Genomic DNA, 23,203 nt, shown 5'->3' on the forward strand with positions numbered 1-23,203 from the left:
ATCGCACTATGCCAAAGCGTTCAGACTTAAAAAGCATTCTTATCATTGGCGCAGGCCCGATCATCATTGGTCAGGCTTGTGAATTCGACTACTCGGGAGCCCAGGCATGTAAGGCCCTGAAGGCCGAGGGTTACCGGACTGTGCTGGTCAACAGCAACCCGGCCACCATTATGACGGACCCGGATACGGCCGACGTCACCTACATCGAGCCCATCACCTGGCAAGCTGTCGAGAAAATCATTGAAAAAGAGCGTCCCGATGCGCTCTTGCCCACCATGGGCGGCCAAACCGCGCTGAACTGCGCCCTGGATCTGGCCAAGCATGGCGTGCTGGAAAAATTCGGTGTCGAGCTGATCGGTGCCAACGCCGCTGCTATTGAAAAAGCCGAAGACCGCCTGAAATTCAAGGACGCCATGACCTCCATCGGTCTGGAGTCCGCCAAGTCCGGCGTGGCTCACAGCATGGACGAAGCCTGGGCGGTTCAAAAGCGTATCGCTGAAGAAATCGGCACCGCCGGTTTCCCCGTCGTGATTCGCCCCAGCTTCACGCTGGGCGGTACGGGCGGCGGTATTGCCTACAACCCTGAAGAATTCGAAACCATCTGCCGTCGTGGTCTGGAAGCATCGCCAACCAACGAACTGCTGATTGAAGAATCCCTGCTGGGCTGGAAAGAGTTTGAAATGGAAGTCGTGCGTGACCGCGCCGACAACTGCATTATTGTGTGCTCCATTGAAAACCTGGACCCCATGGGTGTGCACACCGGTGACTCCATCACCGTGGCTCCTGCCCAAACCCTGACCGACCGCGAATACCAGATCATGCGTAATGCATCGATCGCCGTATTGCGCGAAATCGGTGTGGATACCGGTGGTTCGAACGTACAGTTCGCGGTGAACCCCGATAACGGCCGCATGATCGTTATCGAAATGAACCCGCGCGTGTCCCGTTCCTCGGCTCTGGCTTCCAAAGCCACGGGCTTCCCTATTGCCAAGATCGCTGCGCGCCTGGCCGTAGGTTACACCCTGGACGAGCTGCTGAACGAAATTACCGGCGGTGCGACTCCCGCTTCGTTCGAGCCCACCATCGACTACGTGGTTACCAAGGTGCCACGTTTCGCTTTCGAAAAATTCCCTCAGGCCGATTCGCGCCTGACCACCCAGATGAAGTCCGTAGGTGAAGTGATGGCTATTGGCCGCACTTTCCAGGAATCCTTCCAGAAAGCCCTGCGTGGCCTGGAAGTGGGTGTGGATGGTCTGAACCAGAAAACCACCGACCGCGAAAAACTGCAGGTCGAGCTGGGCGAACCCGGCCCAGAGCGTATCTGGTATGTGGGCGATGCTTTCGCTCAAGGCCTGACCCTGGACGAAGTTCACAACCTGACCAAGATCGACCCCTGGTTCCTGGCCCAGATCAAAGAGATCGTGGACATTGAACTGGCTCTGGAGCAAAAGACGCTGGCCGATCTGGACCGCGACACCTTGTTCGGTCTGAAACGTCGTGGTTTCTCCGACCGCCGTCTGGCCTTCCTGCTGGACACCGTGGAATCGGAAGTGCGCAAACTGCGTCACCAGTTGAACGTGCGTCCTGTCTACAAGCGTGTGGACACCTGCGCGGCCGAATTCTCCACCGATACGGCCTATATGTACTCGACCTACGAGGAAGAGTGCGAATCCCATCCTACGGACAAGAAGAAGATCATTGTTCTGGGTGGTGGTCCTAACCGTATTGGTCAGGGTATCGAGTTTGACTACTGCTGCGTGCACGCTGCTTTGGCATTGCGCGAAGATGGTTACGAAACCATCATGGTCAACTGCAACCCCGAAACCGTTTCTACCGACTACGACACCTCCGACCGTCTGTACTTCGAGCCTCTGACTCTGGAAGACGTGCTGGAAATCGTTCATATCGAAAAACCCGTGGGCACCATCGTTCAGTACGGTGGCCAGACTCCGCTGAAATTGGCACGTGCTCTGGAAGCCAACGGTGTACCTATCATCGGTACCAGCCCTGAATCCATTGACGTGGCTGAAGACCGTGAGCGCTTCCAGAAGCTGCTGACCAAGCTGGGTCTGCGTCAGCCGCCAAACCGTACAGCTCGTACCGAAGGCGAAGCCATTGCTCTGGCTGCTGAAATTGGATACCCCCTGGTGGTGCGCCCAAGCTATGTGCTGGGTGGCCGCGCCATGGAAATTGTGCACGAGCAGCAAGACCTGGAGCGCTATATGCGCGAAGCGGTCAAGGTCAGCAATGACTCGCCCGTGCTGCTGGATCACTTCCTGAATAACGCCACAGAAGTGGACGTGGACTGCCTGGCCGATGGCGAGCGCGTGTTTGTGGGCGGTGTGATGCAACACATTGAACAAGCTGGTGTTCACTCCGGTGACTCCGCTTGCAGCTTGCCCCCTTACTCGCTCAGCGACGAAACCGTGGCTGAAATCAAGCGCCAGACCGCACTTATGGCAAAGGCCTTGAACGTGAAGGGCTTGATGAACGTGCAGTTCGCCATTCAGGATGGCGATGTGTACGTGCTGGAAGTGAACCCACGTGCTTCGCGTACCGTGCCGTTCGTGTCCAAGGCTACCGGTTTGCAGCTGGCCAAGATCGCCGCTCGCGCCATGGCTGGTCAGACTCTGTCCCAGCAAGGCATTACTGAAGAAGTCACGCCGTCTTACTACAGCGTGAAAGAAGCCGTGTTCCCCTTCGTGAAGTTCCCTGGTGTGGATACCATTCTGGGACCTGAAATGAAGTCCACCGGCGAAGTCATGGGTGTGGGCACCTCGTTTGCCGAAGCCTTCGTGAAGTCGCAGATGGCTGCCAGTGTGAACCTGCCCAAGGGCGGCCAGGCCTTCATCAGCGTGCGTGCTCAGGATAAACCACAAGCGGTTGAAGTGGCTCGTGGCCTGATTTCGCTGGGCTTCAAGGTTGTGGCTACTCGCGGTACCGCCAGCGCCATCGAACAGGCTGGTCTGGCTGTTCAAGTGGTGAACAAGGTTACCGAAGGCCGTCCGCACATTGTGGACATGATCAAGAATGGTGAAGTTTCCTTGGTCATCAATACGGTTGAAGAGCGTCGCAACGCCATCGTTGATTCGCGTACAATCCGTACACATGCGCTGGCTGCCAACCTGGCCTACTACACCACCATTGCCGGTGCTGTGGCGGCGGTTCAAGGCTTGCAGTATCTGAGCCAAGGTGAGGGCTTGAAAGTTTACGCGCTTCAAGAGCTGCACGCTCTGCTCGCGAAACACTAAGTCTTACCCGGCTGGAAAGGCGCACCTTAGTGGTGCGCCTTTTTTTGTTCTTGCATCAGACAAGACCAAGCCGTCGTATTGGGGCAGCACGCAGGCCACCGCCTGCACAGTGCAGAAGTTTTCTTCTTTGGAGATCATGTCGTGAAATGGTTCATTCTTGCCTTGTTCATCGTGTGCACGATTGTTGTGCACTTCAGGGGTAGAGTCAGGCACCGGTTTTCTCGCCAGTTGCTGGATCATTCCACCTTCACGGCTCCTTTGAACGTCTTCATGTACGGCTTTTCGGCAGTACCGAACGAGCCGTATCTGGATTTGAAACACTTTCCCGAGCTGAACAAGCTGCTGGAGCACTGCGATGAAATCCGTGCCGAGGCCGAGCAGCTATTTGGCGAAGGCCATATCAAGGCCTCGGACAAGTACAACGATGCAGGTTTCAACTCCTTCTTTAAAACCGGCTGGACGCGTTTTTACCTGAAGTGGTATGACGCGGATCATCCGTCAGCACGCGAACTGTGCCCGGTGACGACCAATCTGCTCAAGGACATTCCTTCGATCAAGGCGGCCATGTTCACCTCTTTGCCACCCGGTGCCCGTTTACCGCGTCACCGCGACCCTTATGCGGGTTCGCTGCGCTTTCACATGGGGCTGATGACGCCTAATAGTCCGGATTGCTATATCGAAGTGGACGGCCAGCGTTATCACTGGCGTGATGGCGAGGCCGTGGTGTTTGATGAAACCTTTATTCACTACGCCGAGAACAAAACGGATCAGAACCGCATTATCTTATTTGCGGACGTAGAGCGCCCCATGCGTTACCGTTGGGCACAGGCGATCAATCACGCAGTGGGTGGTTTCTTGCTGCGCGCCGCTGCCGCTCCTAACCAGGAAGGCGACCGCACCGGTGGTATCAACCGTATTTTCGGTACGGTTTATGCAGTGCGTCGTTTCGGCAAGGCGATCAAGAAAAAGAACGAAACCCTGTACTACATCCTCAAGTGGTTGCTGGTGCTGGGCATTGCTGCCCTGATCTTCCTGTAAAAAGCAGGCAAAGATGCAAACCGTCTTTATCACGGGTGCCAGCAGCGGTCTGGGCAAAGCGCTGGCCCAGGAGTACGCCGCTCAAGGTGCTTGCCTGGGTTTGCTGGGCCGGCGTCAGGAAGAACTCCAGGCGCTGGCTGAGAGCTTGCCCGGTGTGCACCGTATCTATGTGGCGGATGTACGTGACAGAGACGCCTTGCATCAAGCGGCCCAGGACTTTTTGCAGTTCACAGGGCAAAAAATTGATGTGGTCATTGCCAGTGCGGGGATCAGCGCTGGCACCTTGACGGAAGAAACCGAGGATTTTGCCGTCTTCAAAGCCATTGTGGATACAAACCTTCTGGCCATGGTGGCGACCTTCGAGCCTTTTATCGGCACCATGAAAGCGGCGGGGAAGGGAACCTTGGTGGGTATTGCCAGCGTGGCGGGTATTCGTGGTCTGCCTGGTGCAGGAGCTTATAGCAGCTCCAAGGCGGCTGTCATTGCCTACTGCGAAAGCTTGCGGCTGGAGCTGTCGTTGTACGGTGTCTCTGTTGTCACCATTACGCCCGGTTATATTCGCACGGCCATGACGGCGCAGAATCCTTACTCCATGCCGTTTCTGATGCCTGCTGAGGACTTTGCCCGCAAAGCTCGCAAGACTATCGAGCAGGGCGTGTCCTATCGAGTCATTCCGTGGCAGATGGGAGTTGTCTCGCGCCTGATGCGTCTTTTCCCTAATTGGCTGTATGACCGTCTGGCTCGTCAGGCGCCGCGCAAGCCACGACTGAACAAAAAAAGCTGATCATTGCCCCTGTCGCTGATTTTTGAGGCCCTTGTTGGCCTCATCGTGGTTGGAAGGGGGGCTATGCTTATGGCCGCAACCGCAACCGCAACCGCAACCGCAACCGCAACCGCAACCGCAACCGCAACCGCAACCGCAACCGCAACCGCAACCGCAACCGCAACCGCAATAGTGCCTGTGGCTCTTCCTGGTATAGGGCCGTCGCTATCGTAAGGATGAAGGTTGCGGGTGTGGCGCTGGAGACACTGTCAGGAACTGATGAGGTGAGTCAGGCGGACAGGACTCCGCACAAGTCTCAGGCTGGTTTATCGAACGCTGCAGCTAATCCGATCTGCGGGTACCTGCCTGATCATGGCTATGTATGGCTTAGACTTGCTCGTCCAGTGCCGTGTTCAGATGTGGCAACTGCCCCCACTGCGTACAGGTCCAGTTCAAGTCTTCATCGATACTGAAGAAATTCAAACTGGTATTCAAAATGGCATGAGTGCGCTTGGCATTCAGCGCCTGCTGGTTCAGCTTGCGCCAAACCATATCAATGACACCGCCATGGGCAAAGACCAGCAGGTTTTTGCCCGCATTGTCCTGCGCCAGCGCCTCAAAGCAGCTCAGAACCCGTGTTTGAAACTGACGCAGTGATTCGCCGCCCTCTACGGCGTAATCGATATCGACGGTATCGTCGGGCTGATCCGGCCCATGGCGGCCTGCCGCATCCCAGGCCTGGCCTTCCAGCTTGCCAAAGCCGCGTTCGCGCAGTCCCTGGACTTGCTGGATTTCAATATCCCAATGCTGACAGGCAATTGCCGCAGTTTCCGAGGCGCGTTGCAGATCACTGCTGATGACGGCATCCACAGGCATGTGAAACGCCGGGGAGCTCAGGTAACTTTGCAGGGCACGGGCCTGTTCGCGGCCGGTCTCGTTCAGCTCTATATCCTGCCAGCCCTGTAAACGGCGTACGGCGTTCCAGGCGGTTTCACCATGGCGGATCAGACAAATAGACGTACTCATGCTGGCGTAATCACTCTGCTAGGGAATCGGACTGCCAAAGGCAGGCTGATTGTCTATTGTAATGGGCCAGTCAAGCACAGGTAGATAGAGGGGGTATATACCGCATATAGCGCGAGCATCGACGTCAAAAGGCAGTTTGAAACCTGTATTGGCTGGATCCATGTTGGGGTTTACCGCGTACTGCCTTATTTTCAGGTGCCTTGTTGAGTCTTTCACGTTTAAAATCATGCCTCAACGAATCAGCCAGTGCCTCAGGGAGCACTGCGCGACCGTCTGACCAATTGCGCTGTATTTCTTTATTCCTTTTCTGGAACCCTTTATGTCTCAGTCTTACTTCCCGCGTTGGCGCCGAGTGTCCGGCAGCGAACCCGGTGCGGTTGTGCAGCCCGACGAATGTCTGGCCACGCCGCAAAACATTGCCATGGGTGCGCAGCACGTGGTGGCCATGTTCGGCTCCACCATTCTGGCTCCCTTGTTGATGGGCTTTGATCCCAATCTGGCCATCTTGATGTCCGGTATTGGTACGCTGATTTTCTTTGTGTTTGTCGGTGGCCGGGTTCCCAGCTACCTGGGTTCCAGTTTTGCATTTATTGGCGGTGTGATTGCGGTTACCGGCTATGCCGGCAGCGGCCCGAATCCCAATATTGGCGTGGCCTTGGGGGCCATTATTATCTGTGGTCTGGTCTATACGCTGATCGGTGTTCTGGTCTGGGTGTTCAATGCCCGTACCCAGGGTGGGGCAGCGCGTTTGATCAACCATTGGATGCCTCCGGTTGTTACCGGCTCGATTGTGGCGGTGATTGGCCTGAACCTGGCTCCTATTGCGGCCAAGGGCGCGATGGGTAGCGGCACCTTCGATTCCATGATGGCCTTGATGACCGTATTGTGCGTGGGTGGTATTGCGGTCTACACCCGTGGGGTGACTCAACGCTTGCTGATTCTGGTGGGTTTGGCTCTGGCTTGCGTGTTGTACTGGGTTTTCACCAATGTGATGGGCTACGGCACCCCAATCAACTTTGCGCCGGTTGCTGAAGCCGCCTGGCTGGGTCTGCCCAGCTTTTCTGCGCCTGTGTTCCAGGCTCATGCCATGACCGTGATTGTGCCGGTGGCCATTATTCTGGTGGCCGAGAATCTGGGTCACATCAAGGCGGTTAGCGCCATGACCGGTCAGGATCTGGACGGTTATCTGGGTCGTGCTTTCGTGGGTGATGGCGTGGCGACCATGCTGTCCGGCTCCGTAGGCGGCACTGGTGTGACGACTTACGCTGAGAATATCGGCGTGATGGCCGCTACCCGTATCTACTCGACGCTGGTGTTTGCCTTTGCTGCCGTGATCGCGATTTTCCTGGGCTTTTCGCCCAAGTTTGGTGCCGTGATTCAGTCGATTCCTGGTCCTGTACTCGGTGGCATGTCTATCGTGGTGTTTGGTTTGATCGCTATTGCGGGCGCCCGTATCTGGGTGGTGAACCAGGTGGATTTCAGCGATAACCGCAATTTGCTGGTGGCAGCCGTCACCCTGATTCTGGGGGCTGGTAACTTCTCCTTGCAGTTTGGCGTGATTCGTCTGGACGGCATTGGCTGCGCCACCTTTGGTGCTATTTTGCTGCACGCTTTGTTGCGAGGCCGTCGCCAGAATATGGTGTAGTCGGCCCAAGGCGAATCAAGACTGGCCTGGCTCTGACTAGTTTGGCCCTCAGCCTGTCGCCAGTCTTGACATAGCCTGCTCTAAACCCGTGGCCCTTGAGCTTCTGTTTTTTTACACAGGGGTTTCAGGGGCTTGCTATTTTCAGGCAGTTTGCCGACAATAGATCTCACACCCCGGTTCTTCGCGGGGTTTTTTTCTGCCGCAGAATTTCTCTGTGTCGGAAAAGCCATATTGGGGCAGCCGGCAGGTTTGGCTTGAGTAGTGTGTTTGAATGTACGCTGTAGGGTCAGCAGGACTTTCAAGTCGGCCGATTCAACCTGTTTGATTGTTTGCCCCATCATCGTTATCCCCCTATCTTCCAGGCGCTCCTGCTACGGAGCGTCTTTTACTTGTTGAGCAGGAATACTATGTCTGCGATCCCATTGACTGCGCAGGGCGCACAACGTTTGCAAGTCGAATTACACCGCCTCAAGACGGTGGAACGCCCGGATGTAATTAACGCCATCGCCGAAGCGCGAGCACAAGGCGATTTGTCCGAGAACGCCGAGTATGATGCCGCGCGCGAGCGCCAAGGCTTTATCGAGGGTCGGATTGCCGAATTGGAAGGCACTTTGTCCAATGCCCAGATTATCGAACCGGCCGCGCTGCAGGCGGATGGCCGCATCGTCTTTGGTGCTACGGTTGAAATCGAGGACTTGGAGTCCGGCAACACCGTGACTTACCAGATTGTGGGTGACGTCGAGGCCGATATCCGTGCCAACAAGATCTCCATCTCCAGCCCTGTGGCTCGTGCCCTGATCGGCAAGAGCGAAGGTGATGTGGTCGAGGTCAAGGCGCCCGCCGGTATTCGTGAATACGAAATCCTGTCGATCAGTTACGTTTGACCTTGCTTCTGACAGCAGGCTTGCCCTGCTGTTGATTCGAGCACGCAAAAGAAAGGCCCCTGCACATTGTGCGGGGGCCTTATAATTTACGGCAGTTTAGCGTTTGCCCGAACCGCCCAGTCCGCGACGAGCACCTGCCCGCAAGGACATGGCACTGCCAGGACGGTTGGTATTGCTACGGGGCGCGGCAGCAGGTTTGACTGCCGAGAACTTTTGAACACTGCGTGGTGCGGCCGAGGCTTTCTTCTCCTGGGTGCTGCTGCGTTCAGCTTGCATTTCAGCACGGCGAGCACGTTCCGTCTTGCGCGTACGCTGAACACCGGAAGCGGCCAGCTTTTTGGGCGTGTAAGGCTCCGAAGGCTTGCGCACCGCACGGGTAGGTTTTTCAACAGGCGCTCCCAAAACAGGGGGGCGTTCGATATTGGGTCTGTAGATAGTCAGGATTTTGCCCAGATGATGAATAGGGGCAGCATCGAGCGCATCGCAGATTTGTTCTAACATGGTCAGACGAGCCTGACGGTCATCACCGGCCACACGGATCTTGATGAGCTGGTGAGCCTGCAGGTGGACGGTGATTTCCTTGATCACGGCGTCGGTCAGGCCATTGTCTCCAATCAGGACAACTGGGCGCAGAGCGTGAGCAGCAGCACGAAGTTCGCTGCGCTCATGAGGTGTAAGGTTGAGTTTTGGCATAAAGAGATTGTACGGGAATGGCCAAGAAAAAATTCTCTAAAGAGTGGGTTCAGCAGCATATAAATGACCCCTACGTCAAATTGGCGCAACAAAAAGGGTATCGCGCGCGTGCGGCCTTCAAGCTCAGTGAAATATTGGATCTGGAGAAGATTCAGGTTCAGGGCAAGGTGGTGGTGGACCTGGGGTCTACGCCGGGCAGCTGGTCGCAATTGATACGGGAACGCATGGTCGGCCCTGGCGGTGTGCTCAATGGTCGCATTATCGCACTGGATATATTGGAAATGGAACCAATTGCCGGGGTAGAGTTCATGCAAGGCGACTTTCGCGAGGACTCTGTACTGGAGCAATTGCAAGATTCCTTAAAAGGTGCGGCGGTAGACCTTGTGATTTCGGATATGGCCCCCAACTTGTCTGGTGTGGCATCGGCCGATTCCGCCCGCATCCAGCATTTATGCGAGCTGGCACAGGAATTTGCCCTGCAGCATCTGACCGATGAAGGGGTACTGATCGTCAAAGCCTTCCACGGCAGCGGGTTTTCCCAGATCGTGGAGTCTTTCAAGCAGAATTTTGTCAGAGTCGTCGAGCGTAAACCCAAGGCTTCGCGTGATAAATCCTCCGAAACCTTTCTCGTTGCCCGTGGCTTGAAGCGCAGGTAATTTATGACTTGCCGGGCTTTGAATCGGGTAGAATGAACTATGTATGGCGCTTGTTCAGGTATGTGTAAGCATATGGAGCAAGTTATCGCAATCGCAGGAGATTGGCTTTGAACAATTCGTTTTCCAAAGTCGCGATCTGGATGGTTATTGCGCTGGTGCTGTTTACTGTTTTCAAGCAGTTTGACGGCCGGCCACCAGCCACTGATGGCGTCACTTACACACAATTCATGAATGATGCCCGCTCCGGCCGCATCAGCAAGGTGGATATTCAGGGCGATACCCTGCATGTCACGCCGGATTCTGGCCGCAGCTACTCGCTGACGTCCCCCGGTGACCTGTGGATGGTGCCTGAACTGGTGAAATCCGGTGTGCAGGTATCGGGTAAAGCCCGTGAAGAGCCTTCCTTCCTGACCAGCCTGTTCATCTCCTGGTTCCCCATGTTGCTCCTGATTGGCGTGTGGGTGTTCTTCATGCGTCAGATGCAAGGTGGCGGCAAGGGCGGGGCATTCAGCTTCGGTAAATCCCGTGCACGTTTGCTGGACGAGAACTCCAACCCTGTTACCTTTGCGGACGTGGCCGGTTGCGACGAAGCCAAGGAAGACGTACAGGAACTGGTGGACTTTCTGCGCGACCCAAGCCGCTTCCAGCGTCTGGGTGGCCGCATTCCACGCGGTATCCTGATGGTTGGCTCGCCGGGTACAGGTAAGACCCTGTTGGCTCGTGCCATTGCTGGCGAAGCCAAAGTGCCTTTCTTCAGCATTTCCGGTTCCGACTTCGTCGAAATGTTTGTGGGTGTGGGTGCTTCCCGCGTTCGCGACATGTTCGAGACCGCCAAGAAGCAATCGCCTTGCATCATCTTTATCGACGAAATCGACGCCGTGGGCCGCCAGCGTGGCGCAGGCCTTGGCGGTGGTAACGACGAACGTGAACAGACACTGAACCAGTTGCTGGTCGAGATGGACGGTTTTGAAACCGGCCAAGGCGTACTGGTCATTGCTGCAACCAACCGTCCTGACGTACTGGACCCCGCTTTGCTGCGTCCTGGCCGTTTTGACCGTCAAGTGGTTGTTGGCCTGCCTGACATCCGTGGTCGTGAGCAGATTCTGAAAGTGCACATGCGCAAAGTGCCTTTGGCTCCCAACGTGGACGCTGTGGTGCTGGCTCGTGGTACTCCCGGTTTCTCCGGTGCTGATCTGGCCAACCTGGTCAACGAAGCCGCTTTGTTCGCTGCGCGCCGTAATGGTCGCACCGTGGATATGCAGGACTTCGAGCGCGCCAAGGACAAGATCATCATGGGTGCAGAACGTCGCACCATGATCATGCCCGAGGAAGAGCGTCGCAACACCGCTTACCACGAAGCCGGTCACGCCTTGGTAGCTTGCATGCTGCCCAAGACGGATCCGGTTCACAAAGTCACCATCATTCCTCGTGGTCGTGCGTTGGGTGTCACCATGCAGTTGCCGGAAGGCGATCGCTACAGCATGGACAAAGAGCGCCTGTTGAACATGATCGCCGTGCTGTTCGGTGGTCGTATCGCTGAAGAAGTGTTCATGAATCAAATGACCACGGGCGCATCGAACGACTTTGAACGTGCCACGCAAATTGCGCGTGACATCGTGACTCGCTACGGCATGACAGACTCTCTGGGGCCTGTTGTGTACGCCGAGAACGAAGGCGAAGTGTTCCTGGGTCGCAGCGTCACCAAAACCACCCATGTGTCCGAAGCCACCATGCAGAAAGTGGACTTCGAAATCCGCAAGATTATCGACGAACAGTACGCGGTTGCCCGCAAGCTGATCGAAGACAATATGGACAAGATGCATGCCATGGCCAAGGCCTTGCTGGAGTGGGAAACCATTGATGCCGACCAGATCGACGACATCATGAAAGGTTTGCCACCACGGGCTCCACACGTGCCCAACAGCAATGACAACACACCCTCCGATGGCTCCACGCCACCAGCCGCTGGTCCTCGCCCAGCTGATGACAAGGGTGCCGCGGCGACAACGCCGGTTGCTTAACTTACAACATAGGCCATGCCTATTTCATGAATTACCCTGAGTGGTCTTGTGGGCGCTTCCAGTTTGGGCTGGAGCGCCCTTTGGTTATGGGGATTGTGAATGTCACCCCAGACTCCTTTTATGACGGCAATGCACACAATGATTTGCCTCGGGCGCTGGACCACGCCCGTCAATTAATCGCCGAAGGCGCAGACATTCTGGATATTGGTGGCGAGTCGACTCGTCCCGGTGCCGAACCCGTTTCCCTGGAACAAGAGCTTGAGCGTGTCATTCCCCTGATCGAGGGCTTGCGCGACAGCGGTGTGGCCTTGTCGGTGGATACGTTCAAGCCTGAGGTCATGCGCACCAGCCTGGCGGCCGGTGCAGACATGATCAATGACATCTATGCCTTGCGCATGCCCGGTGCCCTCGAGGCCGTCAAGGACTCCAATTGCGGACTGTGCATCATGCACATGCAAGGTGAGCCCAGGACCATGCAAGAGCAGGTTCACTACGATGATGTGGTCGTTGATGTACGTCATTTTTTGCAACAACGATGTGACGCCATAGTGAGCGCAGGCATTCAATCCGAGCGTATCATGCTGGATCCCGGCTTTGGCTTCGGTAAAACAGCGGCACATAATTATCAGTTGCTACGGGATTTGCAGCAGGCGGCAGTGCCTGGTTACCCCTGGTTGATCGGCTTGTCGCGCAAATCCATGATTGGCCATGTCACGGGGAAACCCGCCAGTGAGCGTTTGATTGGTAGTCTATCGGCAGCCCTTGCCTGCGTGGCACGGGGCGCAAAAATTGTCCGTGTCCATGATGTAGCCGCCACGCGCGAAGCGCTGGATGTGTGGAACGCGGTTGAATGTGGAGTCTCTGAATGAGCGATCGTAAGTATTTCGGCACCGATGGTGTCCGCGGTGAAGTAGGTGGCCCAACGATTAACCCCGAGTTCGCTTTGCGCCTGGGTTACGCTGCCGGGCAGGTTCTGGCTGCCCAGTATGAAGGTACAGGCCGCCCCACCGTGGTGATTGGCAAGGACACCCGAATTTCTGGCTACATGCTGGAATCGGCGCTGGAAGCCGGTTTGTCGGCCGCCGGGATCGATGTATTGCTGGCTGGCCCTGTGCCTACGCCCGCTGTGGCCTATTTGACGCGTACGCTGCGCCTGACGGCCGGTATCGTGATCTCTGCCTCGCACAACCCGTATTACGACAACGGTATCAAGTTCTTTTCCGCACAGGGCACCAAGCTGCCTGATGAGATCGAGCTGAAAATCGAGCAAGCCATTGACCAGCCCATGCACTGGGTGAAGTCCGAGTCCCTGGGCCGCGCCCGTCGTCTGGCTGACTCGGCTGGCCGTTATATTGAATTTTGCAAGAGTGCCTTCCCGAACGACTTGAACCTGAACGGGCTCAAGATTGTTGTGGATGCCGCTCATGGCGCGGCTTACAACATCGCTCCGCACGTGTTCCGCGAATTGGGTGCCGAAGTGGTTGCCGTGGGTGTTCAACCTGATGGGTTCAACATCAATCAGGAAGTGGGCGCGACTTATCCCGAGAAGCTGGCCGAAGAAGTACGCAAGCACGGCGCAGATTTGGGTATTGCGTTGGATGGTGACGCAGACCGTCTGCAAATGGTCGATTCCCAGGGACGCATCTACAATGGCGACGAACTATTGTATCTAATTGTTGCTGATCATCTGCAGACCCAGCCTGTAAAAGGCGTGGTTGGCACGCTGATGACCAACCTGGGTTTCGAGAAGAAAATGCAGGAATTGGGCGTGGAGTTTGCTCGAGCCAAAGTGGGCGACCGCTACGTGCTGGAATTGATGCAGCAAAACGGCTGGGTGTTCGGTGGCGAAAGCTCCGGTCACCTACTGTGCCTGGACTGGCACACCACAGGCGATGGTATTATTGCCGCCCTGCAAGTGCTGACCGCCCTGTGCCATAGCGGCAAGAGCCTGCCAGAACTGATGGAAGGCCTGAAGATGTACCCGCAAATTATGGTTAACGTGCCATTGCAAGCGGGCCAGGACTGGAAAAACCATGCGGGTTTGCAACAGGCAACCCGTAAAGTGGAGCAAATGTTGGGTGACCGTGGGCGAGTGCTTATTCGTGCATCAGGTACAGAACCCAAGCTGCGCTTGATGGTGGAAGCAGAACAAGCCGATCTGGCTCAAGCAGGCATCGATACCTTGCTTGCAGTGGATTTAATGAAATAGTAATGTGGCTATCAAATACCTGAAACATTGTTTGTGCATGATGCACGAAAGTGTTTGGAGTCATCACGATGCTAAATCTTGAGCGCGAACGTACTGAAGTGGATTGGGCGAATACTTGGGCAGGTCATACCGTTGGAGGCCTGGCCTTGCGCCTGGCTCGTACCCAGGCTGAGCTTGAATGCCTTCAGCGCTTGCGTTTTCAGGTTTTTACCCAGGAAATGAACGCCGTCTTTCCAGACCAGCACAATGGTCTGGATATAGACCGCTTCGACCCCTGGTGCGAGCATTTCATGGTTACCGAACCCGAAGAGAACCGGGTTGTAGGAACCTACCGCTTGCTGACCCCTGAAAATGCCAATAAAGCGGGCGGCTATTACTCAGAGTCCGAATTCGATATCAGCGCCCTGGATGCGCTGCGCCCCAGCCTGGTTGAGGTTGGGCGCTCCTGCATCCATCCCGACTACCGTAATGGCTCGGCCATCATGATGCTGTGGGGTGGTATTGCTGCCCTGACGCGTGTAGGTGGTTACCGTTACCTTCTGGGTTGTGCCAGTGTCAGTTTGCGTGATGATGGCGTCACCGCTGCCGAAGTCTGGCGTGTGGCCCAAAAATCCATGCAGGACAACAAGCACATTCCGCATGTGCAGCCCTTGAATCGCTATCCGGTTGAACGACTGAACAGCGATTTGCCAGCGCGCATTCCACCGCTGATCAAAGGCTACCTGAAGCTGGGTGCCACGATTTGTGGTGAACCTGCCTGGGATCCGGACTTCAATACGGCAGACTTTCCTGTCCTGCTGGATCTGGAAGCCATGGACGAGCGCTATAAACGTCACTTTGGCCTGGTCTGATTGCGTATTGCTCAGGCCTGACCAAGTCGGGCCTGAATAGGGCCTGCGAATAAAAAGAACCCCCGAAAGTTGGATGGCCATCCAACTTTCGGGGGTTTTTTAGGTTCTGATGATCTGCTTGGCTCGGGCTTGGCAGGCTTTGGCGCTGTCAATGAGCGGCTCGGCCAGCTAGCGTCAGCCATACTCCAATCAACGGGCCTGTCAGCAAGGCTATCGGGGCTGTAAGCTGGGTGGAGTGTTTTTCAACAGGCCCACCTGGCCGCTACACGTCCAGCAGGCCTTGTCAGACCAGCTCCAGGCTCAAATCATTGATATCGCTTTGCCAAGCCTGTACTTCAGCCAGCAAGGAGGCCTGGGACAGGGGATGGCTGGCCATCCATTCGTGATCCAGATGAATCATGACGGTTTTGCCACGCGCTTGCAGGCTCAGCGGCAAGGTTTCCCTGTCCTCGCGACGGCGCATCAGCATGACGGCCAGACGCAGGCTCAGCAATGTCAGCCACCAGGCGTTATTGGACTCAAAGCGCTTGAGCTTGCCCAGCTTGCCTTGGTGACCCAGGCTCAGGAAGCTCAACAAGGCTTGGTCGTCGTTGGAAAAGCCGGGCATATCGGCATGCTCCAGCACGTAGGCCGTGTGCTTGTGGTAATCCGCGTGTGCAATGCTCAGGCCCACTTCATGAAGATCGGCGGCCCAGCCCAATTGACGCTGCAGTTCCTGCACTTCAGGGGTGTCGGGCAGCTTCAGTTGTGCGAAGAACTTCATCGCCGCCTCGTGCACACGATGGGCCTGGCGTGTGTCGACCTGATAGCGCTTCATCATTTGCTGAACGGTCTGGTCACGCTGATCGTGTTCCGATTCGCGCCCCAGCATGTCGTAGAGCACACCCACACGCAGTGCGCCTTCACCAGGCAGCATCTGGCGAATCTTCAGCTCCTGGAAGGCGGCCATCATAATGGCCAGACCTGCCGCCAGCACGGGCGCACGGTGTGGCTTGATGCCGCTCAGATTGCGTGTGTCCACCTTGCCATCGTGTACCAGGCGTTTGCGCAGCAATTCCATGCCTTCCAGGGTAATCCCCTTTTTGGACATGCCGTTCTCTTGCAGGATGGCGATCAGGCCCTTGGCGGTTCCGGAGGAGCCATACGCTTCCTGCCAGCCCGTTTTGCGGTATTGGCGCGTAATTCCTTCCAGTTCGCGACGAGCCGTCAGGATCGCATTGCTCATGCGCTCTTCGGTGATCACGCCATCGGAGAAGAATTTGTCGGTATAGCTGACACAGCCCATGTAGAGCGAAGACAGGAGCAGAGGTTTGAGGCCCTTGCCAATAATGACTTCGGTTGAACCGCCGCCGATGTCGATCATCAGACGGCGATTGGGGGAGGGGGGCAGCTCGTTGCTGATTCCGGAGAAAATCAGGCGGGCTTCCTCGTGGCCGGAGATGACCTCGATAGGAAAGCCAAAGGCCGCCTCGGCAGCCGGCAGAACCTCGCTTAAATTGCGTGCCACCCGAAAGGTATTGGTGGCCACAGCGCGAACGCGATTAGGGTGAAAACCGGCCAGGCGTTCGTTGAAGCGTTTCAGAATGACTACGGCGCGTTCAATGGCATCGGGACTGATGTATTTGTCGGGACCCATGCCAGCGGCGAGTCGGACGGATTCATTCAGGCGGTCAATGGTGTAGATCTGGGCATGACCGTTGTGCTGAACCACTCGTCCAATGGATAAACGAAAGCTGTTGGAGCCCAGGTCCACAGCGGCAAGAAGTTGTTCCATGAGGCATCGCTCGGGATGATTACTGTGCGATTATAAGGACATTAATCATGGGTTTTGTTACATAAACCGGAAAATTAAGAAAAGTTAGATGAAAGCATCTTGGGAAAGGCGATGTGATATTTGCGCTCCTGCCAGGCAGAGCTGTTTTAGACTTGAATTGCTACGGGTCATAGAGCTGTAACATTCATGTAGTAAAAGTCTCACGATCCCATTTTCTTTGGCTTTTTAACGACCTCACCATGCTGCCTTCTCCAGATTCAACCTTGCTAAACCGTGAGTTGTCCTTGCTCAAGTTCAATGAGCGAGTGCTGGCCATGGCCGAAAATTCGACCACGCCTTTGCTGGAGCGCTTGCGCTACATCTGTATCGTGAGTTCTAACCTGGATGAATTCTTTGAAATTCGTATTTCCAGTCTGAAAGAACAGATCTTGCAAAATCCTCATCAAGTGGGGGATGACGGGTTTTTGCCTCAACAAGCGTTTGACAAGGTGCAGGCTGCGGCTCACCAATTGGTCGAGAAGCAAAACGACTTGCTGATGGACGAGGTCTTGCCGACCTTGATGGATGAAGGCATAGGGCTGCTGCTGACCGCGCTATGGACACCTGCTCAGCGTGAGTGGGCGTATCAAACCTTTTTGCGTGACGTTATGCCTTTGCTCACGCCTATTGGTCTGGACCCGGCGCATCCCTTTCCGCGCGTCTACAACAAAAGCCTGAACTACATTGTTGAGCTGAGCGGTGAAGACGCCTTTGCCCGCACCGGCACGATTGCCATTGTGCAGGCACCCCGTGCCTTGCCACGTGTGATTCGTGTGCCAGACGATATCGCCGGCATTCCCCAGGGCTATATGCTGCTGACTTCCCTGATCAGCGTTTTTGTGGGCGAGCTTTTTCCCGGCATGGACGTAAAGGGCTGCTATCAGTGGCGCGTTACCCGTAACAGCGATCTGTTTGTGGACGAGGAAGAAGTTACCAACTTGCGCGCCGCCTTGCAGGGTGAGCTGTCGCAACGTAACTTTGGTGCGGCCGTACGTCTGGAAATTGACCGTTCCATGCCCGAGCGCCTGGAGCGCTTTTTGCAAAGCGAGTTTTCGCTGGATGTGCCAGATACTTATCGCGTCAGCGGCCCGGTCAATCTGACGCGCCTGATGCAGCTGTGTAATGTGCCAGACCGTCCGGATCTTCTGTTCCCGGATTACCGTGCGCCTATTCCGGCGCCGTTTGATTCTTCATTTGAATCCCCCGCACAGTTTTTTGAGGCGATTTCCCGCAAAGACCAACTGCTGCACCATCCGTATCAGTCCTTCCAGCCCGTCTTGAGCTTCTTGCGTGCCGCAGCGGCGGACCCGGCCGTCGTCGGTATCAAGCAGACGATTTACCGTACTGGTGAAGATTCGGAGTTGATGAATATCCTCCTGTCGGCGGCGCGTGCTGGCAAAGAGGTAACGGTGGTGGTGGAGCTGATGGCTCGTTTTGACGAACAGACCAATATCAATTGGGCCGCCAAGCTGGAAGAGGTGGGAGCACACGTCAGTTACGGGGTGGTGGGTCACAAGACCCACGCCAAGATGGCTCTGGTGTTGCGTCGTGAAGGTGGCTCAATTCGTCGTTATGGCCATTTGGGTACGGGTAACTATCACCCTCGCACTGCTCGCCTGTACACGGACTTTGGCCTGATTACCGCCAATCAGGAAATTTGCGAGGACATGGACAAGGTGTTTTCCATGCTGACCGGGCTGGGTGCCTGGCGGCCCCTGAAGCGCTTGCTGCAGTCGCCGTTCACCTTGCATGACAGCATGATGGATCGCATCCAGGCGGAAACCGAGCGCGCACTGGCAGGCAAGAAAGCCCGCATCATGGCCAAGATGAACTCCCTGCTGGAGCCCAAGATCATTCAGGCGCTTTACGATGCCAGCCAGGCCGGAGTCAGGGTAGACCTGATCGTGCGTGGTGCTTGCGCCTTGCGTCCGGGGGTCAAGGGTTTGTCGGAGAACATCCAGGTGCGTTCAATCATCGGACGCTTTCTGGAGCACTCGCGTGTTTTCTATTTCTACAATGGCGGCCAGGAAGAGGTCTTTATTTCCTCGGCCGACTGGATGGACCGCAACTTCTTCCGTCGTGTGGAGCTGGGTGTGCCGGTGCTGGACCGCAGCCTGAAAAAGCGGGTTATTGCCGAAGCCTTCACCTATGCCTTGCGTGACAACCAGTTGTCCTGGAAGGCCAATCCGGATGGCACTTATAACCGCATCCGCAGTCGCGGTGCCCCGTTCAATCTGCATCTGAGCATGATGCAGCGCTTGGGCGGTGTGTGAAATACAGACTGTCATGAACGTGTCATATAGTCTGTTTACTATGACGACACATACAGGGTGGGCCTGTGATCTGACTATCATCAAGAGGATTTCTCGATGTTAAAACGTGTATTCAACAAGGTAAGTATTGCTCTGGCGTTCAGCGCTTTTGCGGCTACTGCCACAGCTGCAGACGTAACCGGTGCTGGTGCGTCGTTCCCTTACCCAATCTATGCCAAATGGGCGGCTGAATACGCCAAACAAACGAATAACCGCGTCAACTACCAGTCGATTGGTTCGGGTGGTGGTCAGCAGCAGATTATTGCCAAGACCGTGGATTTCGGTGCTTCGGACGACCCAATGAAGGTCGAAACACTGGAAAAAGAAAACCTGTTGCAGTTCCCCGCCGTGATCGGTGGTGTGGTGCCTGTGATCAACGTCGAAGGCATTGAGCCTGGCAAGCTGAAACTGTCCGGTAAAGTACTGGGCGATATCTACCTGGCCAAGATCACCAAGTGGGACGATGCAGCCATCAAGGAGCTGAACCCCGATTTGACCTTGCCTAACAAGGACATCGTGGTGGTTCACCGCTCCGACGGTTCGGGCACCACTTTCGGTTGGACCAACTACCTGTCCAAAGTGTCCCCGGACTGGAAGTCCCAGGTTGGTGAAGGCAAGGCTGTGAAGTGGCCTACCGGTCAAGGCGGCAAGGGTAACGAAGGCGTGGCTGCTTACGTACGCCAGCTGCAGAACTCGATCGGCTACGTTGAATACGCTTACGCCAAGCAAAACAAACTGTCCTGGACCCAGTTGCAGAACAAGGACGGCCAATTCGTCCAGCCTGGTCAGGAAAGCTTTGCTGCCGCCGCTGCCAACGCAGACTGGGCCGGTACGCCTGGCATGGGTGTAATTCTGACCGAAGAGCCTGGCGCAAAGTCCTGGCCTATCACTTCGGCTACCTTCATCCTGATGCACAAGGTGCAGGACAAGCCCGAGAACGGTAAAGAAGTGCTGAACTTCTTTAACTGGGCCTTCGAGAACGGTGCCAAATCTGCTGAAGAGCTGGATTACGTTGCGTTGCCTAAGGACGTAACCGACCAGATCAAGGCGGCCTGGGCATCGGAGATCAAGTCCAAAGACGGCGCTGCGGTCTGGAAGTAAGATTCGTGTTCAAATACAGGTCAGTTGTAAATTGATCCTGCGAGACGGCCCACCTCTAGGTGGTGCCGTCTTTATTATGTAAAAATTACGGTTTTGTCTTGAACGCACAGCGCGTAGCGTTATCCGGTTTGTTGGGCTGGAGCAGCCTTGGCTGTTACAGAATCTGTGAATCGGTTGCAGTGCGTTCGTCCTATTCCGGCCTGTCCCTTCATCTGTCTACATGAAATCAAATCAGAACGCCTTTATGGACGGCATTTTCAAGAACATGACACGCTCGTTTGCGTTTCTCGTGTTCATATTGCTGGCTGCCATCTCTATTTCCCTGATCTATGGAAGCCGGGAATCCATTGCCGAATACGGTTTCTCTTTTCTCTGGACGAATAACTGGGATCCGGTCAATAACGAATATGGTGCATTGGTGCCCATTGCCGGTACCTTGCTGACTTCTTTCATCGCACTCTGTATTGCCGTGCCGGTCTCGTTTGGCATTGCGATGTTCCTGACAGAGCTCTCGCCAGCCTGGTTGCGTCGCCCTCTGGGTACGGCCATTGAAATGCTGGCTGCGATTCCCTCCATTATTTACGGTATGTGGGGTCTGTTTGTTTTTGTGCCCCTGTTCCAGCGCTATGTACAGCCTGGCCTGATCTCCTTTTTTGACGGGGTGCCAGTGCTGGGTCAGATCTTTGCGGGCCCTCCCTTCGGGATTGGTGTCTTTACCGCCGGTCTGATTCTGTCCATTATGGTGATCCCCTTCATTACCGCCGTGATGCGTGACGTGTTCGAGCTGGTGCCTCCCATGCTCAAGGAGTCCGCATACGGTCTGGGCAGCACGACCTGGGAAGTGATGTGGCGTGTGGTGCTGCCTTTCACCAAGAACGGGGTGATTGGCGGGATCATGTTGGGTCTGGGACGTGCGCTGGGTGAAACCATGGCTGTCACCTTTGTGATTGGTAACTCCTTTAACTTGCCAAGCTCGCTGTTTTCGCCCTCGAACTCGATTGCGTCTGCACTGGCCAACGAGTTTAACGAAGCCGGTGGCATGCAGAAATCCGCCTTGCTGGAGCTGGGTCTGATCCTGTTCCTGATCACCACGGTTGTATTGGCGATCTCCAAGTTGCTCTTGTTGCGTCTGGCCAAGAACGAAGGCACGTCGCGCTAAGGATCACCTACCATGTTTGATAAAAAATCCGCAATTAGTCTGAGCAACCCGATTTACAAACGCAGGCAGGTGTTTAACCGCCTGATGCTGGGTGTGTCTTTTACTGCCTTGATCTTCGGCCTGTTCTGGCTGTTCTGGATCATCTGGACCCTGATTGAAAAGGGCAGCAGTGCCATGGCCTGGTCCCTGTTGTTTGAAAGCACCCCGCCTCCTGGTGGTGAGGGTGGTTTGCTGAACGCCATTGTTGGCAGTGTCATGATGGCTGGCGTCGGTACTCTGATCGGCACACCTATCGGCATTCTGGCTGGCACCTATCTGGCCGAATACGGTCAGCGCGGCTGGCTGGCTCCGGCCACCCGCTTTTTGAACGACGTGCTGTTGTCGGCACCGTCCATCATTATTGGTCTGTTCATCTATGCCGTATACGTGGCACAGGTGGGGCACTATTCGGGTTGGGCCGGTTCCTTGGCTTTGGCCATTCTGGTGATCCCCGTGGTGGTACGTTCCACAGACAATATGTTGATGCTGGTTCCCAACGGTCTGCGCGAAGCCGCGGCGGCTCTGGGCTGCCCCAAGTGGAAGATTGTGATGTCCATCTCCTACCGTGCTGCCTTGCCCGGTATCGTGACGGGCGTTCTGCTGGCTGTGGCTCGTATTGCGGGTGAAACGGCTCCCTTGTTGTTCACCGCCTTGAACAACCAGTTCATGTCCCTGAACATGAACGCACCGCTGGCCAACTTGCCGGTGGTGATTTTCCAATATGCTGCCAGCCCCTTTGAGGACTGGAACCGTCTGGCCTGGGCAGGTGCGGTGCTGATTACCTTGCTGGTCTTGGGTATCAATATCCTGGCTCGCAGCCTTTTCCGCCAAAAATAACGTTTTCACGGAGCGCCCTAGTCGGCCAACGCTATGAGTCAAATTATTACCTCCGACGAATCGACCAAGATTGAAATCCGCAACCTGAATTTCTTCTATGGCAAATTCCATGCCTTGCGCAATGTGAACATGTCTATCAAGGAAAAGAAGGTCACGGCCTTTATCGGACCATCCGGTTGCGGTAAATCCACCTTGCTGCGCACGCTGAACCGCATGTACGAGCTGTACCCCGGCCAGCGCGCTGAAGGTGAAATCCTGCTGGACAATGAAAACCTGCTGACGTCCAAGCAGGACATTTCCCTGATCCGCGCCAAAGTGGGCATGGTGTTCCAGAAGCCGACACCATTTCCCATGAGCATTTACGACAACGTGGCCTTTGGCGTGCGTTTGTTCGAGCGCCTGAGCAAAGGCGAAATGGACGAGCGTGTGGAATGGGCCTTGTCCAAAGCTGCGCTGTGGAACGAAGTGAAAGACAAGCTGCACCAAAGCGGTAACGGCCTGTCCGGTGGTCAGCAACAGCGTCTGTGTATTGCCCGTGGTGTGGCGATCAAACCCGAAGTTCTGCTGCTGGACGAGCCTTGCTCGGCACTGGACCCGATTTCCACGGCCAAGATTGAAGAGCTGATTGCTGAACTGAAAGCGGATTACACCGTGGTTATCGTGACCCACAACATGCAGCAAGCGGCTCGTTGCTCGGATTACACTGCCTATATGTATCTGGGCGAGTTGATGGAATTTGGTGAAACTGACCAGATCTTCGTGAAGCCCGCTCGCAAGGAAACCGAAGACTACATCACGGGTCGTTTCGGTTAATCAGACGGATGCGGGCAGAGCGGCCTTGCGGCGCTTTGCCTGGAGTTTGAATAAAGCCATACCCCCACATCGGGACAGTTGTTCCTGTGTGG

Annotated in this window: 18 protein-coding genes; 15 read left to right on the forward strand and 3 right to left on the reverse strand. The window is 55.6% G+C overall.

From position 1 onward, the window contains the following. Positions 1 to 8: 8 nt before the first annotated feature. From carB to NBV64_RS04965, 3 genes are all read left to right on the forward strand, one after another. Positions 9 to 3,251 carry a carbamoyl-phosphate synthase large subunit gene (carB, locus tag NBV64_RS04955; protein ID WP_022983490.1) on the forward strand — a complete coding sequence of 1,081 codons (3,243 nt, stop codon included), beginning with the start codon at positions 9 to 11 and terminating at the stop codon, positions 3,249 to 3,251. 141 nt (positions 3,252 to 3,392) lie between these two features. Then, positions 3,393 to 4,289, forward strand: coding sequence for a lipid A hydroxylase LpxO (gene lpxO / locus NBV64_RS04960; protein WP_026485242.1), 897 nt, complete (start codon positions 3,393 to 3,395; stop codon positions 4,287 to 4,289). A gap of 13 nt (positions 4,290 to 4,302) precedes the next feature. Continuing rightward, complete coding sequence (locus NBV64_RS04965) at positions 4,303 to 5,073, forward strand: SDR family oxidoreductase (protein WP_250756794.1); 771 nt, start codon at positions 4,303 to 4,305, stop codon at positions 5,071 to 5,073. Between the two features lie 366 nt (positions 5,074 to 5,439). On the opposite strand, the gene NBV64_RS04970 is transcribed toward NBV64_RS04965, so the two are convergent. Next, a complete protein-coding gene (locus NBV64_RS04970; protein WP_250756795.1) occupies positions 5,440 to 6,078 on the reverse strand; it encodes a histidine phosphatase family protein in 639 nt (212 codons plus the stop codon). 319 nt (positions 6,079 to 6,397) lie between these two features. Here NBV64_RS04970 and NBV64_RS04975 point away from each other — a divergent pair, with 319 nt between their 5' ends. Together NBV64_RS04975 and greA are read left to right on the forward strand one after the other, a co-directional pair. Next, entirely contained in the window at positions 6,398 to 7,723 is a 1,326-nt protein-coding gene (locus NBV64_RS04975) for a solute carrier family 23 protein (RefSeq protein ID WP_250756796.1), read from the forward strand. 407 nt (positions 7,724 to 8,130) lie between these two features. Continuing rightward, a complete protein-coding gene (gene greA, locus NBV64_RS04980; RefSeq protein ID WP_022983494.1) occupies positions 8,131 to 8,607 on the forward strand; it encodes a transcription elongation factor GreA in 477 nt (158 codons plus the stop codon). 96 nt (positions 8,608 to 8,703) lie between these two features. Here the strand turns inward: greA and NBV64_RS04985 are convergent, their stop codons facing one another. Continuing rightward, entirely contained in the window at positions 8,704 to 9,300 is a 597-nt protein-coding gene (locus NBV64_RS04985; protein ID WP_026485246.1) for a YhbY family RNA-binding protein, read from the reverse strand. A 17-nt stretch (positions 9,301 to 9,317) separates the two neighbouring features. On the opposite strand from NBV64_RS04985, the gene NBV64_RS04990 reads away from it, so the two are divergent. The 5 genes from NBV64_RS04990 (at position 9,318) to NBV64_RS05010 (ending at position 15,037) form a co-directional block, all read left to right on the forward strand. Beyond that, positions 9,318 to 9,956, forward strand: coding sequence for an RlmE family RNA methyltransferase (locus NBV64_RS04990; RefSeq protein WP_009463090.1), 639 nt, complete (start codon positions 9,318 to 9,320; stop codon positions 9,954 to 9,956). 107 nt (positions 9,957 to 10,063) lie between these two features. Next, entirely contained in the window at positions 10,064 to 11,977 is a 1,914-nt protein-coding gene (gene ftsH, locus NBV64_RS04995) for an ATP-dependent zinc metalloprotease FtsH (protein WP_009463092.1), read from the forward strand. Between the two features lie 26 nt (positions 11,978 to 12,003). Next, positions 12,004 to 12,846 carry a dihydropteroate synthase gene (folP, locus tag NBV64_RS05000; protein ID WP_250756797.1) on the forward strand — a complete coding sequence of 281 codons (843 nt, stop codon included), beginning with the start codon at positions 12,004 to 12,006 and terminating at the stop codon, positions 12,844 to 12,846. Next, a complete protein-coding gene (glmM, locus tag NBV64_RS05005) occupies positions 12,843 to 14,186 on the forward strand; it encodes a phosphoglucosamine mutase (RefSeq protein WP_250756798.1) in 1,344 nt (447 codons plus the stop codon). The genes folP and glmM overlap by 4 nt, the downstream gene beginning before the upstream one ends. A gap of 68 nt (positions 14,187 to 14,254) precedes the next feature. Then, positions 14,255 to 15,037 carry a GNAT family N-acetyltransferase gene (locus NBV64_RS05010; protein ID WP_009463097.1) on the forward strand — a complete coding sequence of 261 codons (783 nt, stop codon included), beginning with the start codon at positions 14,255 to 14,257 and terminating at the stop codon, positions 15,035 to 15,037. A gap of 283 nt (positions 15,038 to 15,320) precedes the next feature. Here the strand turns inward: NBV64_RS05010 and NBV64_RS05015 are convergent, their stop codons facing one another. Further along, entirely contained in the window at positions 15,321 to 16,811 is a 1,491-nt protein-coding gene (locus tag NBV64_RS05015; RefSeq protein ID WP_009463099.1) for a Ppx/GppA phosphatase family protein, read from the reverse strand. A gap of 239 nt (positions 16,812 to 17,050) precedes the next feature. Between NBV64_RS05015 and ppk1 the strand changes: the two genes are divergently transcribed. From ppk1 to pstB, 5 genes are all read left to right on the forward strand, one after another. Beyond that, a complete protein-coding gene (gene ppk1 / locus NBV64_RS05020; protein ID WP_009463101.1) occupies positions 17,051 to 19,123 on the forward strand; it encodes a polyphosphate kinase 1 in 2,073 nt (690 codons plus the stop codon). Positions 19,124 to 19,219: 96 nt separating this feature from the next. Then, positions 19,220 to 20,263: a phosphate ABC transporter substrate-binding protein PstS gene (gene pstS, locus NBV64_RS05025; protein WP_026485252.1), complete on the forward strand. Its 1,044-nt coding sequence runs from the start codon at positions 19,220 to 19,222 to the stop codon at positions 20,261 to 20,263. A gap of 220 nt (positions 20,264 to 20,483) precedes the next feature. After that, positions 20,484 to 21,422: a phosphate ABC transporter permease subunit PstC gene (pstC, locus tag NBV64_RS05030; protein ID WP_026485253.1), complete on the forward strand. Its 939-nt coding sequence runs from the start codon at positions 20,484 to 20,486 to the stop codon at positions 21,420 to 21,422. A gap of 12 nt (positions 21,423 to 21,434) precedes the next feature. After that, positions 21,435 to 22,298 (forward strand): phosphate ABC transporter permease PstA, encoded by an 864-nt coding sequence (pstA, locus tag NBV64_RS05035; protein ID WP_022983498.1) that lies wholly within the window; start codon positions 21,435 to 21,437, stop codon positions 22,296 to 22,298. Between the two features lie 33 nt (positions 22,299 to 22,331). Beyond that, entirely contained in the window at positions 22,332 to 23,111 is a 780-nt protein-coding gene (pstB, locus tag NBV64_RS05040; protein ID WP_009463840.1) for a phosphate ABC transporter ATP-binding protein PstB, read from the forward strand. The last annotated feature ends 92 nt before the right edge of the window (positions 23,112 to 23,203 follow it).

Origin of the sequence: Alcaligenes sp. DN25 (assembly GCF_023674485.1) — a bacterium.
Taxonomy (GTDB): Bacteria; Pseudomonadota; Gammaproteobacteria; order Burkholderiales; family Burkholderiaceae_B; genus Alcaligenes; species Alcaligenes phenolicus.

What these genes read in the sequence shown, in the direction of transcription:
- pstS (WP_026485252.1), top strand. Translation starts at nt 19,220, where the DNA reads ATGTTAAAACGTGTATTCAACAAGGTAAGTATTGCTCTGGCGTTCAGC.
- folP (WP_250756797.1), top strand. Translation starts at nt 12,004, where the DNA reads ATGAATTACCCTGAGTGGTCTTGTGGGCGCTTCCAGTTTGGGCTGGAG.
- NBV64_RS05015 (WP_009463099.1), bottom strand. Translation starts at nt 16,811, where the DNA reads ATGGAACAACTTCTTGCCGCTGTGGACCTGGGCTCCAACAGCTTTCGT.
- NBV64_RS04990 (WP_009463090.1), top strand. Translation starts at nt 9,318, where the DNA reads ATGGCCAAGAAAAAATTCTCTAAAGAGTGGGTTCAGCAGCATATAAAT.
- glmM (WP_250756798.1), top strand. Translation starts at nt 12,843, where the DNA reads ATGAGCGATCGTAAGTATTTCGGCACCGATGGTGTCCGCGGTGAAGTA.
- NBV64_RS04965 (WP_250756794.1), top strand. Translation starts at nt 4,303, where the DNA reads ATGCAAACCGTCTTTATCACGGGTGCCAGCAGCGGTCTGGGCAAAGCG.
- pstC (WP_026485253.1), top strand. Translation starts at nt 20,484, where the DNA reads ATGAAATCAAATCAGAACGCCTTTATGGACGGCATTTTCAAGAACATG.
- carB (WP_022983490.1), top strand. Translation starts at nt 9, where the DNA reads ATGCCAAAGCGTTCAGACTTAAAAAGCATTCTTATCATTGGCGCAGGC.
- greA (WP_022983494.1), top strand. Translation starts at nt 8,131, where the DNA reads ATGTCTGCGATCCCATTGACTGCGCAGGGCGCACAACGTTTGCAAGTC.
- NBV64_RS05010 (WP_009463097.1), top strand. Translation starts at nt 14,255, where the DNA reads ATGCTAAATCTTGAGCGCGAACGTACTGAAGTGGATTGGGCGAATACT.
- NBV64_RS04985 (WP_026485246.1), bottom strand. Translation starts at nt 9,300, where the DNA reads ATGCCAAAACTCAACCTTACACCTCATGAGCGCAGCGAACTTCGTGCT.
- pstA (WP_022983498.1), top strand. Translation starts at nt 21,435, where the DNA reads ATGTTTGATAAAAAATCCGCAATTAGTCTGAGCAACCCGATTTACAAA.
- ppk1 (WP_009463101.1), top strand. Translation starts at nt 17,051, where the DNA reads ATGCTGCCTTCTCCAGATTCAACCTTGCTAAACCGTGAGTTGTCCTTG.
- NBV64_RS04975 (WP_250756796.1), top strand. Translation starts at nt 6,398, where the DNA reads ATGTCTCAGTCTTACTTCCCGCGTTGGCGCCGAGTGTCCGGCAGCGAA.
- pstB (WP_009463840.1), top strand. Translation starts at nt 22,332, where the DNA reads ATGAGTCAAATTATTACCTCCGACGAATCGACCAAGATTGAAATCCGC.
- NBV64_RS04970 (WP_250756795.1), bottom strand. Translation starts at nt 6,078, where the DNA reads ATGAGTACGTCTATTTGTCTGATCCGCCATGGTGAAACCGCCTGGAAC.